The 13,819-nt window shown below is 66.8% G+C and carries 13 protein-coding genes and 2 riboswitches; of the genes, 3 read left to right on the top strand and 10 right to left on the bottom strand.

Annotation, left to right across the window (positions count from 1 at the left end; genetic code table 11):
* Positions 1-2 precede the first annotated feature (2 nt).
* From NX778_RS03055 to NX778_RS03075, 5 genes are read right to left on the bottom strand one after another with little or no spacing between them, the layout of a single operon-like run.
* Positions 3-572, bottom strand: a complete 570-nt coding sequence (locus NX778_RS03055; RefSeq protein ID WP_258810201.1) for a hypothetical protein — start codon at positions 570-572, stop codon at positions 3-5.
* Positions 569-1,627 carry a PilW family protein gene (locus NX778_RS03060; protein WP_258810202.1) on the bottom strand — a complete coding sequence of 353 codons (1,059 nt, stop codon included), beginning with the start codon at positions 1,625-1,627 and terminating at the stop codon, positions 569-571. Before NX778_RS03060 ends, NX778_RS03055 begins: the two co-directional genes overlap by 4 nt.
* A gap of 10 nt (positions 1,628-1,637) precedes the next feature.
* The gene (pilV, locus tag NX778_RS03065; RefSeq protein ID WP_258810203.1) at positions 1,638-2,222 is read right to left on the bottom strand and encodes a type IV pilus modification protein PilV; all 585 of its coding nucleotides are present in this window, start codon (positions 2,220-2,222) and stop codon (positions 1,638-1,640) included.
* A gap of 5 nt (positions 2,223-2,227) precedes the next feature.
* Positions 2,228-2,698, bottom strand: a complete 471-nt coding sequence (locus NX778_RS03070; protein WP_258810204.1) for a GspH/FimT family pseudopilin — start codon at positions 2,696-2,698, stop codon at positions 2,228-2,230.
* Positions 2,692-3,102, bottom strand: a complete 411-nt coding sequence (locus NX778_RS03075; protein ID WP_307727898.1) for a type IV pilin protein — start codon at positions 3,100-3,102, stop codon at positions 2,692-2,694. Before NX778_RS03075 ends, NX778_RS03070 begins: the two co-directional genes overlap by 7 nt.
* 196 nt (positions 3,103-3,298) lie before the next feature.
* Here NX778_RS03075 and NX778_RS03085 point away from each other — a divergent pair, with 196 nt between their 5' ends.
* Positions 3,299-4,954 carry a peptide chain release factor 3 gene (locus NX778_RS03085; RefSeq protein WP_258810205.1) on the top strand — a complete coding sequence of 552 codons (1,656 nt, stop codon included), beginning with the start codon at positions 3,299-3,301 and terminating at the stop codon, positions 4,952-4,954.
* Between the two features lie 92 nt (positions 4,955-5,046).
* Here the strand turns inward: NX778_RS03085 and NX778_RS03090 are convergent, their stop codons facing one another.
* A complete protein-coding gene (locus NX778_RS03090; RefSeq protein WP_258810206.1) occupies positions 5,047-5,379 on the bottom strand; it encodes a DUF6677 family protein in 333 nt (110 codons plus the stop codon).
* A 109-nt stretch (positions 5,380-5,488) separates the two neighbouring features.
* Between NX778_RS03090 and NX778_RS03095 the strand changes: the two genes are divergently transcribed.
* On the top strand, positions 5,489-7,159 hold the full coding sequence (locus NX778_RS03095) for a methyl-accepting chemotaxis protein (RefSeq protein ID WP_258810207.1): 1,671 nt from the start codon (positions 5,489-5,491) through the stop codon (positions 7,157-7,159).
* Here NX778_RS03095 and NX778_RS03100 read toward each other — a convergent pair.
* The 4 genes from NX778_RS03100 to gcvT all read right to left on the bottom strand — a co-directional run bounded on the left by NX778_RS03100 (position 7,156) and on the right by gcvT (position 12,858).
* Positions 7,156-7,938, bottom strand: a complete 783-nt coding sequence (locus NX778_RS03100) for a fibro-slime domain-containing protein (RefSeq protein ID WP_258810208.1) — start codon at positions 7,936-7,938, stop codon at positions 7,156-7,158. The two genes, NX778_RS03095 and NX778_RS03100, sit on opposite strands and share 4 nt — an antisense overlap.
* Before the next feature lie 263 nt (positions 7,939-8,201).
* Positions 8,202-11,096, bottom strand: a complete 2,895-nt coding sequence (gene gcvP / locus NX778_RS03105) for an aminomethyl-transferring glycine dehydrogenase (protein WP_258810209.1) — start codon at positions 11,094-11,096, stop codon at positions 8,202-8,204.
* A 194-nt stretch (positions 11,097-11,290) separates the two neighbouring features.
* Complete coding sequence (gene gcvH / locus NX778_RS03110; RefSeq protein WP_258810210.1) at positions 11,291-11,674, bottom strand: glycine cleavage system protein GcvH; 384 nt, start codon at positions 11,672-11,674, stop codon at positions 11,291-11,293.
* A 65-nt stretch (positions 11,675-11,739) separates the two neighbouring features.
* Positions 11,740-12,858: a glycine cleavage system aminomethyltransferase GcvT gene (gcvT, locus tag NX778_RS03115; RefSeq protein WP_258810211.1), complete on the bottom strand. Its 1,119-nt coding sequence runs from the start codon at positions 12,856-12,858 to the stop codon at positions 11,740-11,742.
* 42 nt (positions 12,859-12,900) lie between these two features.
* A riboswitch (glycine riboswitch) is annotated at positions 12,901-13,006 on the bottom strand.
* Positions 13,007-13,024: 18 nt separating this feature from the next.
* Positions 13,025-13,111, bottom strand: a riboswitch (glycine riboswitch).
* 144 nt (positions 13,112-13,255) lie between these two features.
* Here gcvT and NX778_RS03120 point away from each other — a divergent pair.
* Positions 13,256-13,816 carry an ATP-dependent Clp protease proteolytic subunit gene (locus tag NX778_RS03120; protein ID WP_258810212.1) on the top strand — a complete coding sequence of 187 codons (561 nt, stop codon included), beginning with the start codon at positions 13,256-13,258 and terminating at the stop codon, positions 13,814-13,816.
* The last annotated feature ends 3 nt before the right edge of the window (positions 13,817-13,819 follow it).

Raw genomic sequence — 13,819 nt, forward strand, 5'->3', positions numbered from 1 at the left:
GGTTAATTGCAATTGGTGACCATGTCATCCTTGGCGACGCGCACGGCGACGCCCTGGGTGACCTTGACCGAGGCCTGGGTCGCGACGTCGGTCGCCACCGCGGTGACGTCCCAGATCGTGCTGCCGCATTCCGAGCTGCCGTCGTTGGCCTTGTCCACGCCCCAGTTCTGCGGCACGCCGACGGAGCAGCCGGCATCCTCGGTGTTGGACAGGTCGAGCGCGGTGTTCTTGATGGCCTGCGCCTTGACGCAGGCCGGCGACGGCGTCAGCGCGACCTTGACGTCCGCATTGCCGTCACCGTCGACGTCGACGCAGCGCACGTTGGGGCCGTCGCAGGGCGTGGCTACGGCCGCGTCCGGCGAGGCGAAGAAGCGGGTTGAGCTGATGGTTTCCTCCAGCACCTGGTTGGCGGCGGCCACGGCCTGCTCGCGCTGCTGCATATTGCCGACGATCTGCAGATTGGAATTGCCGAGGTTGATGCTGGTGAGCGCGAGCAAGGTCAGCAGGACCAGCATGATCAGGGCCACGATCAGTGTCAGGCCCTGCTGGTGGCGGTGCGGGCGCGGGCTCACGATTGTTTCCTTCCGATCGGGTTGGGCATCGGCACCAGCGACTGGAACACGTGGCGCTTGAAATGGTCGTTGGCGGCGGCGATGGTGTTGTTGCTGCCGTCGGCGAGGTGCCCCAGCACGTAGCTGCGGGTGTCCGTGTAGCCGGGCGTGGCCTCGGTGTTGCGTGCCAATAGGTTGATGCGCACCGACATCACGCTGCGCCAGTTGGCGGCGGCGCAGGCGGCGTCGGTGCAGCCGTTGGCGCTGTCGGGCGTGGGCGTGAACAGGTCGGGCTTGCCGTCGCCGTCGGTATCGACGCCGTATTCCAGTTGCATGTTCTCGATGCCTTCGGCCAGTGGCACGATGACGAAGCCGAGGGTGCCGTCGCTGGCGATGCGCAGTTCGGCGCGCTTCAGGGTGGGGATGCCGTCGCTGCCGTTGTCGTTGTTGGCGACGAAGTAGATATGGGTCTCGTAGCGGCGGGTGTCGGCCACCGTGGTGCAGTCGCGCTTGTGGCGGTTGAGGTTGGTGGTGCTGGTGTCGAGGCGGAAGTATTCGGTGATCGATGCGTTGTCCAGCTCGCTGTCGTTATTGCACAGCGAGGCCTGGAACAGCGGACCGCTCACGTCTTCCTGGCAGTCGCTGGCACCCGCGATGCAGGGCCTGGTGTGGCGTACCACCAGCACGTCGGTGCCGGCGCGCCGGTCCTGCACGCAGATGGGGATGGCGGCGGCGTCGTTGTTATAGCCCTGCACGTGCAGCGGCAGGGCCGCCGCCAGTACCGCCAGCGAGTTGCCGCACGGATCCGGGACGGACGTCGGCGTGGCCATCCCGGTCGGGTCGAATTCGCCGTAGAAGCCGGCGTTGCGCAGGTCGGTGGTCAGCAGGTCGATGCCGAAGCGGCCATTCTCGACCTGGCGGTTGGCCTTTTCGACCTCGGCCTGGGCGCGGCTGTTGCGCACGAACAGGGTGGTCATGCCGACCAGGATCAGCAGGCCGATGGCGATCGCGACCAGCAGCTCGGGCAGGGTGAAGCCGCGCGCGCGGCGCGCCGGCATGGGGGATGGTGAACGCATGCCGGATCTCCTAGCTGCAGTGGGGCAGGCCGACCGCCACCTGCACCGCGATCGCGCGGCGGTAACTGTCGTCCCTGCCGAAAGCGCCGCTGCCGCAGCTCAGGCTCGGCGCCTTGGTCGGGTGCATACCCTGCCAGGCAACGGTTAAACGGTAAATGCCGGGCTGGCAGACGCCCGGCGTGGCGTCCTGCGCCTGCAGTTCCTCGATGCAGCCGCGGGCGCCGAGCATGGCGCCGACCTTGGTATTGCTGGCTGTGTCGACCTCGGCCGCGCCCTTGAGCGTGGCGCTCCACGCGCAAAGGTCCTGGGCGGCGGTGCCGGTGAGGGTGCTGCAGTCGACCGGCTCGCTGTCGCCGGTGCCGACCGCGCTGGCGGTGACGTAGCTGGCGGCGTCGCCGCTGTTGCTGTTCAGGCGCGCGCTGATATCCTGCAGTAGCACCACGGCCTGGGCGCGCTGGTAGGACTCGACGGTGCCGACCTGGGCCTTGGCCTGCAGCGCGGCGATGCCGAGCAGGCCGAAGGCGAGGATGATCACGGTGACCAGCACTTCGACCAGGGTGGTGCCGCGCTGGCGGGAGAGGGAATGGATGCGCATGGCGGTCAGCAAGCCTCGTGTTTCTGGTAAGGGCGGCCGGACAGGTCGACCCCGACACAGCGGTGCATGGTGGCGCGGGCGGCCGAGACGTCGAAGCTCATCGGGCCGTCGCTGCCGCGCACCCGGCCGTTGGCCTGGTACACCACCGATGCCGGCCCGGTGATGGTGGCGGCCGGCACCGCGCCGTGGACTTCGATCGGGTGGCCGGTGTCGCTCGGGTTGGGGATGTGCCAGCCGCCTTGCCAGGTGGTGCCGGATGCCGGCTGCAGGGTCACTTCCATATTGCGTTTGATGGCTTCGCTGCGGGCCCGCGTCAGCGACTGCAGCAGCTCGCTGCCGGCCGAGCGCACGCGCTGGTTGGCGACCAGGGTCGTGATCGACGGCGCCCCGACCGCGGCCAGGATGCCGATGATCGCCACCACGGTGAGCAGCTCGGGCAGGGTGAAGCCGCGCGCGGCCGCCAGCCGGTTTACCATTTGTCCGCCGGCGTCCGGGCGCCGGAATTGTCGATGGTCAGGGTGCCGTCGCCGTCCTGCTGGCCGCCCACGATCGGGATCGCGCTCAGGGTGAAGGTGGCCGGCGGGCCGGCCGTGACGTCGACCTGGATGGTGTACTTGGCGCTGACGTTGGCCGGCGGCGCGAGGTTCAGGGCGGCCGTTGTCGTGGCGTAGCTGCGGGCGTCGGCGAAGTATTCGGTCTCGGCCTGCGCCAGGTTCAGCAGGTAGGCCTGGGCGGCCGCGCGGTTGCCCTTGACCACGTACTTGCTGTAGGCCGGGTAGGCGATCGCCGACAGGATGCCGACAACGGCCACGGCGATCAGCAGTTCGACCAGGGTGAAACCGGGGCTGCGGCTGCGGAAGGAGAAAAACTGGGATCGCATCAGGGCTCCTGGCGGGCAAAAGTGTGGAAATGTTGCCCAGTATAAACTTTTAAGCTGTCAAATGCCTGAAAGAATCCTGACGATTTGCTGACAGGCAACGGGGAGTGGAGGCGGTCCAGCAGGGAGGAGCCACACAAGACGCCCGCAAGCCGGTAAAATCGAGGGTTTTGCAATTGGCCACAGGATGGCCGACATCATGGCTACCGAAAACGCAGCAACGACATCCGGAACGCAGGACGCGGCCTCCGGCAACCAGCCGGCGCAGATCGCGCGCGAAGTGGCGCGCCGCCGCACCTTCGGCATCATTTCCCACCCCGACGCGGGCAAGACCACGCTGACCGAGAAGCTGCTGCTGTTCTCGGGCGCGATCCAGCTGGCCGGCACCGTCAAGGGGCGCAAGAGCGGCCGCCACGCGACCTCGGACTGGATGGACATCGAGAAGCAGCGCGGCATTTCGGTGGCCAGCTCGGTGATGCAGTTCGAGTTCCGCGACCACGTGATCAACCTGCTCGACACCCCGGGCCACCAGGACTTCTCGGAAGACACCTACCGGGTGCTGACCGCGGTCGACTCGGCGCTGATGGTGATCGACGCGGCCAAGGGCGTGGAGGAGCAGACCATCAAGCTGCTCGACGTCTGCCGCATGCGCAACACGCCGATCGTCACCTTCATGAACAAGCTGGACCGCGAGACGCGCGACCCGCTGGAACTGCTGGACGAAGTGGAATCGGTGCTGAAGATCGAATGCGCGCCGGTGACCTGGCCGATCGGCATGGGCAAGCTGTTCCGCGGCGTGTACCACCTGCTGAACGACGAGGTGATGCTGTTCAAGGCCGGCGAGGAAAAAGCCGACGGCGCCTTCGAGATCATCAAGGGCATCGACAACCCCAGGCTGATGGAGATGTTCCCGCTCGAGATGGAGCAGCTGAAGATCGAGGTGGAACTGGTGCACGGCGCCTCGCATCCCTTCGACCTGCAGCGCTTTTTGGATGGCAAGCAGACGCCGGTGTTCTTCGGTTCGGCGATCAACAACTTCGGCGTGCGCGAGATCCTTTCCTCGCTGGTCGAGTGGGCGCCGCCGCCGCGCGGGCGCGACGCCACCGTGCGCGAGGTCGAGCCGGCCGAGCCACGCTTCTCCGGCTTCGTCTTCAAGATCCAGGCCAATATGGACCCGGCGCACCGCGACCGCATCGCCTTCCTGCGCGTGTGCTCGGGGCGCTTCGAGAAGGGCATGAAGGTCAAGCACCTGCGCCTGGGGCGCGAGGTCAAGCTGTCGCAGGTGGTGACCTTCATGGCATCGTCGCGCGAGCAGGTCGAGGAAGCCTATTCCGGCGACATCATCGGCCTGCCGAACCACGGCAATATGCAGATCGGCGACAGTTTTTCGGAAGGCGAGATGCTGTCGTTCACCGGCATTCCCTACTTTGCGCCGGAGCTGTTCCGCGTGGTGCGGATCCGCAATCCGCTCAAGACCAAGCAGCTACAGAAAGGCTTGCAGCAGCTGGGCGAGGAGGGCGCGGTGCAGGTGTTCAAGCCGGTGCTGGGCAGCGACCTGATCCTGGGCGCCGTCGGCGTGCTGCAGTTCGAGGTGGTGGCGAGCCGGCTGATGAACGAGTACGGCGTCGATGCGATGTTCGAGACGGCCAGCATCAGCAGCGCGCGCTGGGTCAGCTCGGATGACAAGAAGGCGCTGTCCGATTTCGAGCAGGCGCTGGCGCCGAACGTGGCGTATGACGCGGCCGGGAACCTGGCTTACCTGGCGACCTCGAGCGTCAACCTGCGCCTGACCGAAGAGCGCTGGCCCAAGCTCAAGTTCCACGCCACGCGCGAGCACGCGGCGAAACTGGATTGATCTGTCCGGTACTGCGTTACCTGAAAACCGTCGTTCCCGGCACTGCCGGAAACGACGGCGTCTTACGGTGCGGCCAATCCTGCGTTCGTACTTTAGCGGCTTTTCTGCCCGATCACGAACGCATCGATGATCGCCCCCACCCAGCACACCCCAAACACAATCTCCGCCAGCGGCACCAGCGGCGAGCCCCCTCCTTGCTTTTCCAGCTTCGCCGCGATCGCCACCGGAACCGGCGCCAGCGCGCCACTCGTCACCTGGTCGAGGATCGTCGACACCTGCGTGGCCACGTCGCCGAACCAGATCACCGCCGCAATCAGGGCCGGCACCAAAAACAGCCAGGCCCGCCGCGGCCGGCGCAGATAGAAGTGCCCGACTCCGGGAAAAACGAGCGCCGACAGCAGGGCGGCGGCGGGTGCGCGGTTCATGTATTCATCCTCTTGAATGCCAGTACGTTTTGAGCAGACTCAAATAAGCGCGCGCGGGACAGCGTAGATTGGCTCAATGCGCCTAAGAAAATTTACGCCAAGGATCTCCATGCTCTCCCGCCTGAAGATCGGCCCCAAGCTGCTGCTGGCGCCCGGGGCCGTGCTGGTGCTGCTGGTCGTGCTCTCGTGCAGCGCCTACTATGCGATGGTACGACAGAACCAGTCGCTGGAGACGATCGTGCACCAGCGTGCCGTGCACATGCGCAGCGCGTCCGACCTGGTCGCCACCGCGCAGACCGCCCACGCCGACATCTACCGCCTGCTGTCGTGGATCAGCGGCAGCTTCCCGCGCAGCCGCACCGACCCGCTGATCGGGCAGATCCAGCGCCGCCATGCGGCCATCGACCAGGGCTTCGCGCAGCTGGCCACCCTGACCGCCGGCAGCGGCGCGGAACGCCGCTACGTCGACCAGGCCGCTGCCGCGCACCGGGTGTACGTACGCGCGGTCGACGACGTGATCGAGCTGGCCCACAACGACCAGTCGATCAGCGCCAACGCGATGCAGAAGGCCGAAGACGCGTTCACCGTGGTGGCGGCGCGCCTGACCGAGCTGTCGCGCCTCGAGCAGGAGCTGGGCGCACGCGCGTCCGGCGACGCCGCCGCCGACTTCCGCTTCACCTCGAGCCTGATGCCGGTGCTGATCGTGCTGTCGATCGCGCTGTCGCTGGCGATCACGGTGGCGGTGCGGCGCGCGCTGCTGGACGAGATCCGCGGCATCGGCGCCGCCGCCACCCACCTGGCCAGCTGCGACCTGACGGTCGCGGAGCGCGAATACGGCAGCGACGAGATCGCGCAGACCCAGCGCGCGCTGGACGCCAGCATCCGCAACCTGAACGTCACGCTGCGCACCATCCTCGATTCGGCGCGCTCGATCGGCAGCGCCTCGCGCGAGCTCGCGCTGGGCAACCTGAACCTCACCACGCGCGCCGTGTTCCGCAGCAGTTCGCTGGAACACACGGCGTCGTCGATGCAGGAGCTGGCCGCCACCGTCAACCTCACCGCCGACAGCGCGCAGGCAGCCAACCGGCTGGCCGCCAGCGCGAGCAGCGTGGCGCAGGAAGGCGGCAGCGTGGTCGGCCAGCTGATGCAGACCATGGAGTCGGTCAAGGGCAGTTCGCTGCGCGTGGCGGAGCTGGTCGGCGCGATCGACGCCGTCGCCAGCGAGACCGGCGCGCTGGCCTTGAACGCGGCAGTGGAGGCGACCCGTGCCGGCGAATGCGGCCTCGGTTTCGCCGCCGTCGCCTGCGAGGTGCGCACGCTGGCGCAGCGCGCGGGCACCGTCGCGCGCGAGATCCGCGAGCTGGCGCTCCAGTCGGTGGCGCAGATCGAGGGCGGCACCGCGTGCGCGGCCGAGGCGGGGCACCACATGGCGGACATCGCCAGTTCGGTGCAGCAGGTGGGCACGATCATCAGCCAGATCAGCAGCGCGAGCGCGGGCCAGGCCAGCGGGCTGTCGGAAGTGAACGAGGCGATCGTGCAGATGGACCAGGTCAGCCAGCGCAATTCGGCGCTGGTGGAGGAGGCGGCCAACGCCGCGCGCGGCCTGCAGCAGCAGGCGATCACGCTGTCGCGCGCGGTGGCCGCGTTCCGGCTCGACGAGGCGGTGCACGAGCCGGCGCATGCCACGCTGGCGCCGGCCCGCACGCCGGCGCCCACGGTTCATAACCGGCGGCGCAATCCATCGCATCCTCACCTGGTGCTGGCGTCCCGCCGCGACTAGCGCTGGCGGCGCGCCGCGTGGGTCCGGGCCAGCGCCAGCGCGGCCAGCCCGAGTCCGATGATGGCCACCGAATCCGGCTCCGGCACATGCACGGGCGCCAGCTGCAGCGAGGTGGTCATCGTGAAGTTCGATCCCGTCGTGTGGCGCTCGGCCTGGAAGATGTCGAGCTTGTAGTTGTTCCCGTCCACCAGGCCGTTGGCCGCGGCGAAGCTGTTCAGGTCCACGCTGGCGCTTTCGGCGCCATGCACGCCGCCCAGGTCGATCGCCAGCTTGCCGTCGATGAACACCCAGACGTCGTCGTCGCCGGTGAAGCTGAACTCGTCGTCATGCGCGGTCAGGAAGGTGAAGATGGTGTGCCACTCGGTGGTGAAGCCGTAGTTGTGGTCGTCGGTTTCCTGGTCGAGCAGCTGGCCGTCGATCGGGAAGAAGGCGCTGCTGCTGTACTGCCAGGTGGTCGGGGTCGCCGGGTCGAGGGTCAGCGTGAGCGAACCGGTGCGATTGACGCTGGGGTCGTCGTGGTACCACTGGTAGAACGAGGCGGCGCTGGCGATGGTCGGGTGGCTGCCGCTCGCGTACACCGGCTTGCCGTCCACCCCCAGCGCGGCGGCGACGATGCCGCGGTCGTCCGCGATCACGTTCTCGAAGTCGGGATGGCCGGCGACGCCGTTCCAGGTGCTGCCCCAGGCGTTGAAGTCGCGCACGGTCCCGGTCAGCGTGATCGGGGCGGCAAGGGCCAAGGCGGGAAACAGGACAGCAACGGCAGCAAAAGAGTGCTTCATGCTCGTTCTCCCCAAGAGTCTTGGTGGCGGGAGAAGGGCGAGCAACTTTCATGCCTAAACGAAATTATTTCGTAAAATCAGCATGTTAAGTTTTGCGGGGGAAATTTTAGCGGGGCGGGTGTAAGAAATCCCGACAGCGGATACTGCAGAAAACGAAGAGTTACCGTCGCCCCGCGAAGGCGGGGGCCCCATTTTGCGTGCGTGGCCATACACGCAAAATGGGGTTCCCGCGTGCGCGGGAACGACGGTCAGGTGACAGCCGATTACTCGTAGTCTTCGATCGGTGCGCAGCCGCAGAACAGGTTGCGGTCGCCGTACACGTTGTCGGCGCGGCCGACCGGCGGCCAGTACTTCTTCTTGCGCAGCGAGGCGACCGGGAAGGCGGCCACTTCGCGCGAGTAGGTGTGCTTCCAGTCGTCCGCGGTCACCACCTCGGCGGTGTGCGGCGCGCCTTTCAGCGGGTTGTCCATCTTGTCGTACTCGCCGCGCTCGACCTTGGCGATCTCGGCGTGGATCGTGATCATCGCCTCGATGAAGCGGTCCAGTTCCGCCTTCGACTCCGACTCGGTCGGCTCGATCATCAGCGTGCCCGGCACCGGGAAGCTCATGGTCGGGGCGTGGAAGCCGAAGTCCATCAGGCGCTTGGCCACGTCTTCGTTGCTGATGCCGGTCTTGTCCTGCAGCGGACGCAGGTCGATGATGCACTCGTGCGCCACCAGGCCGTCGTGGCCGGTGTACAGCACCGGGTAATGCGGCGCCAGGCGGCGCGCGATGTAGTTGGCGTTCAGGATCGCCACTTCGGTCGCCGCGGTCAGGCCCTCGGCGCCCATCATCGCGATGTACATCCACGAGATCGGCAGGATCGAGGCCGAGCCGTAGGCCGCCGCGCTGACCGCGCCGATGCCCGATTCGTCGCGGCGGTAGCCGGTCGACAGCTGGTTCGGCAGGAACTTGGCCAGGTGCGCGCCGACGCCGATCGGACCCACGCCCGGGCCGCCGCCGCCGTGCGGGATGCAGAAGGTCTTGTGCAGGTTCAGGTGCGAGACGTCGCCGCCGAACACGCCCGGCGCGGCCAGGCCGACCAGCGCGTTCATGTTGGCGCCGTCGACGTAGACCTGGCCGCCATGGTTATGCACGATTTCGCATAATTCCTTGATGCCTTCCTCGAATACGCCGTGGGTCGAAGGGTAGGTGACCATCACGCAGGCCAGGTTGGCGCTGTGCTGCTCGGCCTTCTTCTTCAGGTCCTCGAGGTCGACGTTGCCGTTCTCGTCGCAGGCGGTGACCACCACCTGCATGCCGACCATGCTGGCCGATGCCGGGTTGGTGCCGTGCGCCGACGACGGGATCAGGCACACGTTGCGGTGGCCTTCGCCGCGCGACTCGTGGTACTTCTTGATGACCAGCAGGCCCGCGTACTCGCCCTGCGAGCCGGCGTTCGGCTGCAGCGACACGGCGGCGTAGCCGGTGGCGGCGCACAGCATCGCTTCCAGCTGGGCGATCATCTCGCGGTAGCCGACGGTCTGGTCTTCCGGCGCGAACGGGTGGATGTTCGAGAACTCCGGCCAGGTCACCGGGATCATCTCGCTGGTCGCGTTCAGCTTCATGGTGCAGGAGCCGAGCGGGATCATGGTGCGGTCCAGCGCCAGGTCCTTGTCGGCCAGCGCGCGCAGGTAGCGCAGCATCTCGTGCTCGGCGTGGTAGCGGTGGAAGGTCGGGTGGGTCAGGAAGGCGCTGCTGCGGGCCAGCGCGGCCGGGTACTGGTCGGCCACCTGGGCGTCGAGTGCGTCGATGTCGATCGCGGCCGCGCCCTGCACGGTGCTCGCGAACACGGCGTACAGCGCCTCGATGTCCTCGCGGGTGATGGTCTCGTCCAGCGACAGGCCGACGTGCTTGGCGTCGATCTTGCGCAGGTTGATGCCGCGCTCTTCGGCGGCGGCGTGCAGCTCGGCGGCGCGCTCGGTCTTGACGGTCAGGGTGTCGAAGAAGCTGGCGTTGGCGAATTCAAAGCCCAGCTGCGCCAGGGCCGCAGCCAGGATCGCGGTCTGGCGGTGCACGCGCCGGGCGATCGCGGTCAGGCCCGCCGGGCCGTGGTAGACCGCGTACATCGAGGCCATCACGGCCAGCAGCACTTGCGCGGTGCAGATGTTGGAGGTCGCCTTTTCGCGGCGGATGTGCTGCTCGCGGGTCTGCAGCGCCAGGCGGTAGGCTTGGTTGCCTTGCGCGTCGACGGTGACGCCGACCAGGCGGCCCGGCATGCTGCGCTTGTATTCGTCCTTGGTGGCCATGTAGCCCGCGTGCGGGCCGCCGAAGCCGAGCGGCACGCCGAAGCGCTGGCTGTTGCCGACGACGACGTCGGCGCCCCATTCGCCCGGCGGCGTGAGCATGGTCAGGGACAGCAGGTCGGCCGCGACCACTACCATCGCGCCGGCCGCGTGCAGTTTTTCGACAGCGGCGCTGTAGTCGCGCACGTCGCCGTTCACGCCCGGGTACTGCAGCAGCACGCCGAAGCAGCTGTCTGCCAGCTCGCCCACCTTGCCGGCGGCCACGGTCTTGACTTCGATGCCGAGCGGCTGCGAGCGGGTCTCGATCACTTCGCGGGTCTGCGGCAGCACGTCGTCGGCGACGTAGAACACTTTCGAGCCCGATTTGCCGACGCGCTGGATCAGCGTCATCGCTTCGGCGGCGGCGGTGGCTTCATCCAGCATCGAGGCGTTGGCGATGCTCATGCCGGTCAGGTCGGTGATCACCTGCTGGAAGTTCAGGATCGCTTCCAGGCGGCCTTGCGAGATCTCCGGCTGGTACGGGGTGTAGGCGGTGTACCAGGCCGGGTTTTCGAAGATGTTGCGCAGGACGACCTTCGGCGTATGGGTGCCGTAGTAGCCCTGGCCGATGACCGACTTCATGACCTTGTTCTTCGATGCGATGCCCTTCAGCTTGGCGAGGGCGGCTTCTTCCGGCAGCGGCTCGACGAACTGGCCGAGGTCGAGCTGGTCCTTGCGGCGGATGTTGGCCGGGACCACGGCATCGATCAGGGCGGCGCGGGTGGCGTAGCCGAGGGTCGACAGCATGGCTGCCTGTTCGGTGTCGGACGGGCCGATGTGGCGCGGGATGAAGCCGTCGCGGGCTTCGAGTTGGGTCAGGCTGGAGCGGGTCATGGTAGCGGGGCGATTAGTTGAAACTTGAAACGTCGTCCCGGCGAAGGCCGGGACCCATGCTGAGTTACCTGGCCTGCGGCCGTCGAATGTTCGACGCCTCAAACGGTCTATGGGTCCCGGCCTGCGCCGGGACGACGGTATATCTGCTGGTGGTGCTAAAACGACACCGGCGCGATCAAGCGCCGGTTGGTATATCAATGATCTTCGGTGACCTTGCCATACGCAGCCGCGTCCAGCAGGCCGTTGACGGCGCTGGCGTCGGCCGGCTGCAGCTTGAACAGCCAGTTGGCGTAGGCGTCGGCGTTGATCGATTCCGGCGCGTCGGCGACCGGCTGGTTCACGGCGGTCACGGTGCCCGAAACCGGCGCGTAAATGTCGCTGGCGGCTTTCACCGACTCGACCACGGCGGCGTCGTCACCGGCGGTGAAGGACTTGCCAACCTGCGGCAGCTCGACGAACACGATGTCGCCCAGTGCGTCCTGCGCGTACTCGGTGATGCCGACTGTCAGGGTGCCGTCGCTTTCGACGCGGACCCACTCGTGGGACTCGGTGTATTTCAGGTCGGCCGGGATGTTCATGTGTGACTCCTATTTAGGGGTGGGCCCCCGCTTCCGCGGGGACAGGCTTGTTAGTATAAATTCGTTCAGGCGGCCAGCACTTTGCCGTTGCGGACGAAGGGCAGCTTGACCACCGAGGCGGCCAGCTTCTTGTCGCGGATCTCGACGTGCACGGTGTCGCCGACTTTAACCTCGACCGGCACGCGCGCCAGCGCGATCGCCTGCTGCATGCTGGGGCTGAAGGTGCCGCTGGTGATCTCGCCGGCATTGCCGGAGGCCGCCACCACCTTCTGGTGGGCGCGCAGGATGCCGCCTTTTTCGCGCAGGATCAGGCCGACGAAGTTGGCGTTCTGGCCCATCTTCTGCAGCGCGGCCTTGCCGATGAAGTCGCGCTCCGAGACCAGGTCGATGGTCCAGCCCAGGCCGGCGTCGAGCGGGTTGACGGTTTCGTCCATGTCCTGGCCGTACAGGTTCATGCCGGCTTCCAGGCGCAGGGTGTCGCGCGCGCCCAGGCCGGCGGGCTTGACGCCGGCCGCGGCCAGCGCCTTCCACAGCGCTTCCACCTGGCTTGCCGACACGCCCAGCTCGAAGCCGTCTTCGCCGGTGTAGCCGGTGCGCGCCACCATCACTTCGCCGAACTGGGTGTCCTTGACGATGGCGACGTTGAAGGGCTTGAGCGGCTCCGACGCTTCCTTGACGGCCGGGATCACTTCCCACACCTTGGCGCGCGCGTTCGGGCCCTGGACCGCGACCAGCGCGATCGGATCGTTGCCGTCGCGGCGTTGGGTAATGGTGAGGCCGCTGCTGGTGGCGTCGTTCTGCCGCTGGATCCAGGCCACGTCCTTCTCGGCGGTGCCGGCGTTGACGACCAGGCGGAACCAGTCTTCGGTGAAGTAGTAGACGATCAGGTCGTCGATGACGAAGCCCTGCGGGTTCAGCATGCAGGAGTACAGGGCCTTGCCCGGCACCTGCAGCTTGTCGACGTTGTTGGCCAGCAGGCCGCGCAGGAAGGCGCGCACATTGGCGCCCTTGAGGTCGACCACGCACATGTGCGACACGTCGAACATGCCGGCGTCGGTGCGCACGGCGTTATGCTCTTCGATCTGCGAACCGTAGTTGACCGGCATGTCCCAGCCGCCGAAGTCGACCATCTTGGCGCCGGCTGCGCGGTGTACGGAATTGAGCGGGGTCGCTTTGAGCGTCATGGAATCCTCGGGCAGGTAACAGGGTTAGGCACAATTGTGCCATCGCACCCCTCTGTCCTTGGTACCTGAGAGATAGCGGACGTGATCCGCCTGCCCCTTCGGTGGACCGCCGGCTGGTTTGCCGCGGCCGCTCTCCAGAGTTGGACCGCCGCGCGCTGCGCCAGCTGCCCCTTGACCGGTCCTTTTGCCTGAGAGTTTTTTGGGTAATGCCCCTTCGGCGGTCGCGTGCGCGACCCTCTCCCGGTCAAGACTGTGGAGGATATGCCAGCAGCCCTGTCGCTGTCAACCTGGAAACCGGGCCGCGCCATGTTGTCCCGCACGAATGAAGCGCAGGCAAAATGGCTTTCTCCCGGCATTTGTTACACTAGCCCGTAACACTTTTCGAGCAGGGAAGACTATGAGCGAAGAGCAAGCAAAACAGCTAAAAGAGGGCTACTTCACCCTTTCCGGCGACGTCAACAGCGACATGGTGCACCGGGTGTTCGACGCGGTGGCCATGATGACCGAGGACGGCATCGAGCGCGCCCACGTTCTGGTGCAGTCGAATGGCGGCTACGTCAGCGATGGCCTGTGTCTCTATAACTTCCTGGCCAATTCGCCGATCGAGTTCGTCATGTACAACGGCGGGGCGGTGGCGTCGATCGCGGTGATCATGTTCCTGTCCGGCAGCAAGCGCTATTGCAGCGAGACGGCGCGCTTCATGGTGCACAAATCGCATGCCACGGCTTCGCCCGGCTCGCGGCCGGATGCGCTCAACATCATCGTCGAGGGCCTGCGCGCCGACGACGCGCGCACCGAGTCCATCCTGCGCAAGCATGTGGAGCTGACCAAGGAGCAGTGGGATATCCACCAGTACTCCGACCTGCACCTCAATTCGCGCGACGCCAAGGCGGCCGGCATGGTCAACGACATCGTCGATTTCGCGCCGCCCAAGGGGGCGGTGCTGCGCAATATCTGAGGC

Origin of the sequence: Massilia terrae, assembly GCF_024753145.1 — a bacterium.
Taxonomy (GTDB): Bacteria; Pseudomonadota; Gammaproteobacteria; order Burkholderiales; family Burkholderiaceae_D; genus Telluria; species Telluria terrae.

What these genes read in the sequence shown, in the direction of transcription:
- NX778_RS03085 (WP_258810205.1), top strand. Translation starts at nt 3,299, where the DNA reads ATGGCTACCGAAAACGCAGCAACGACATCCGGAACGCAGGACGCGGCC.
- NX778_RS03100 (WP_258810208.1), bottom strand. Translation starts at nt 7,938, where the DNA reads ATGAAGCACTCTTTTGCTGCCGTTGCTGTCCTGTTTCCCGCCTTGGCC.
- pilV (WP_258810203.1), bottom strand. Translation starts at nt 2,222, where the DNA reads ATGCGCATCCATTCCCTCTCCCGCCAGCGCGGCACCACCCTGGTCGAA.
- gcvT (WP_258810211.1), bottom strand. Translation starts at nt 12,858, where the DNA reads ATGACGCTCAAAGCGACCCCGCTCAATTCCGTACACCGCGCAGCCGGC.
- NX778_RS03120 (WP_258810212.1), top strand. Translation starts at nt 13,256, where the DNA reads ATGAGCGAAGAGCAAGCAAAACAGCTAAAAGAGGGCTACTTCACCCTT.
- NX778_RS03060 (WP_258810202.1), bottom strand. Translation starts at nt 1,627, where the DNA reads ATGCGTTCACCATCCCCCATGCCGGCGCGCCGCGCGCGCGGCTTCACC.
- NX778_RS03090 (WP_258810206.1), bottom strand. Translation starts at nt 5,379, where the DNA reads ATGAACCGCGCACCCGCCGCCGCCCTGCTGTCGGCGCTCGTTTTTCCC.
- NX778_RS03075 (WP_307727898.1), bottom strand. Translation starts at nt 3,102, where the DNA reads ATGCGATCCCAGTTTTTCTCCTTCCGCAGCCGCAGCCCCGGTTTCACC.
- gcvH (WP_258810210.1), bottom strand. Translation starts at nt 11,674, where the DNA reads ATGAACATCCCGGCCGACCTGAAATACACCGAGTCCCACGAGTGGGTC.
- NX778_RS03095 (WP_258810207.1), top strand. Translation starts at nt 5,489, where the DNA reads ATGCTCTCCCGCCTGAAGATCGGCCCCAAGCTGCTGCTGGCGCCCGGG.
- gcvP (WP_258810209.1), bottom strand. Translation starts at nt 11,096, where the DNA reads ATGACCCGCTCCAGCCTGACCCAACTCGAAGCCCGCGACGGCTTCATC.
- NX778_RS03070 (WP_258810204.1), bottom strand. Translation starts at nt 2,698, where the DNA reads ATGGTAAACCGGCTGGCGGCCGCGCGCGGCTTCACCCTGCCCGAGCTG.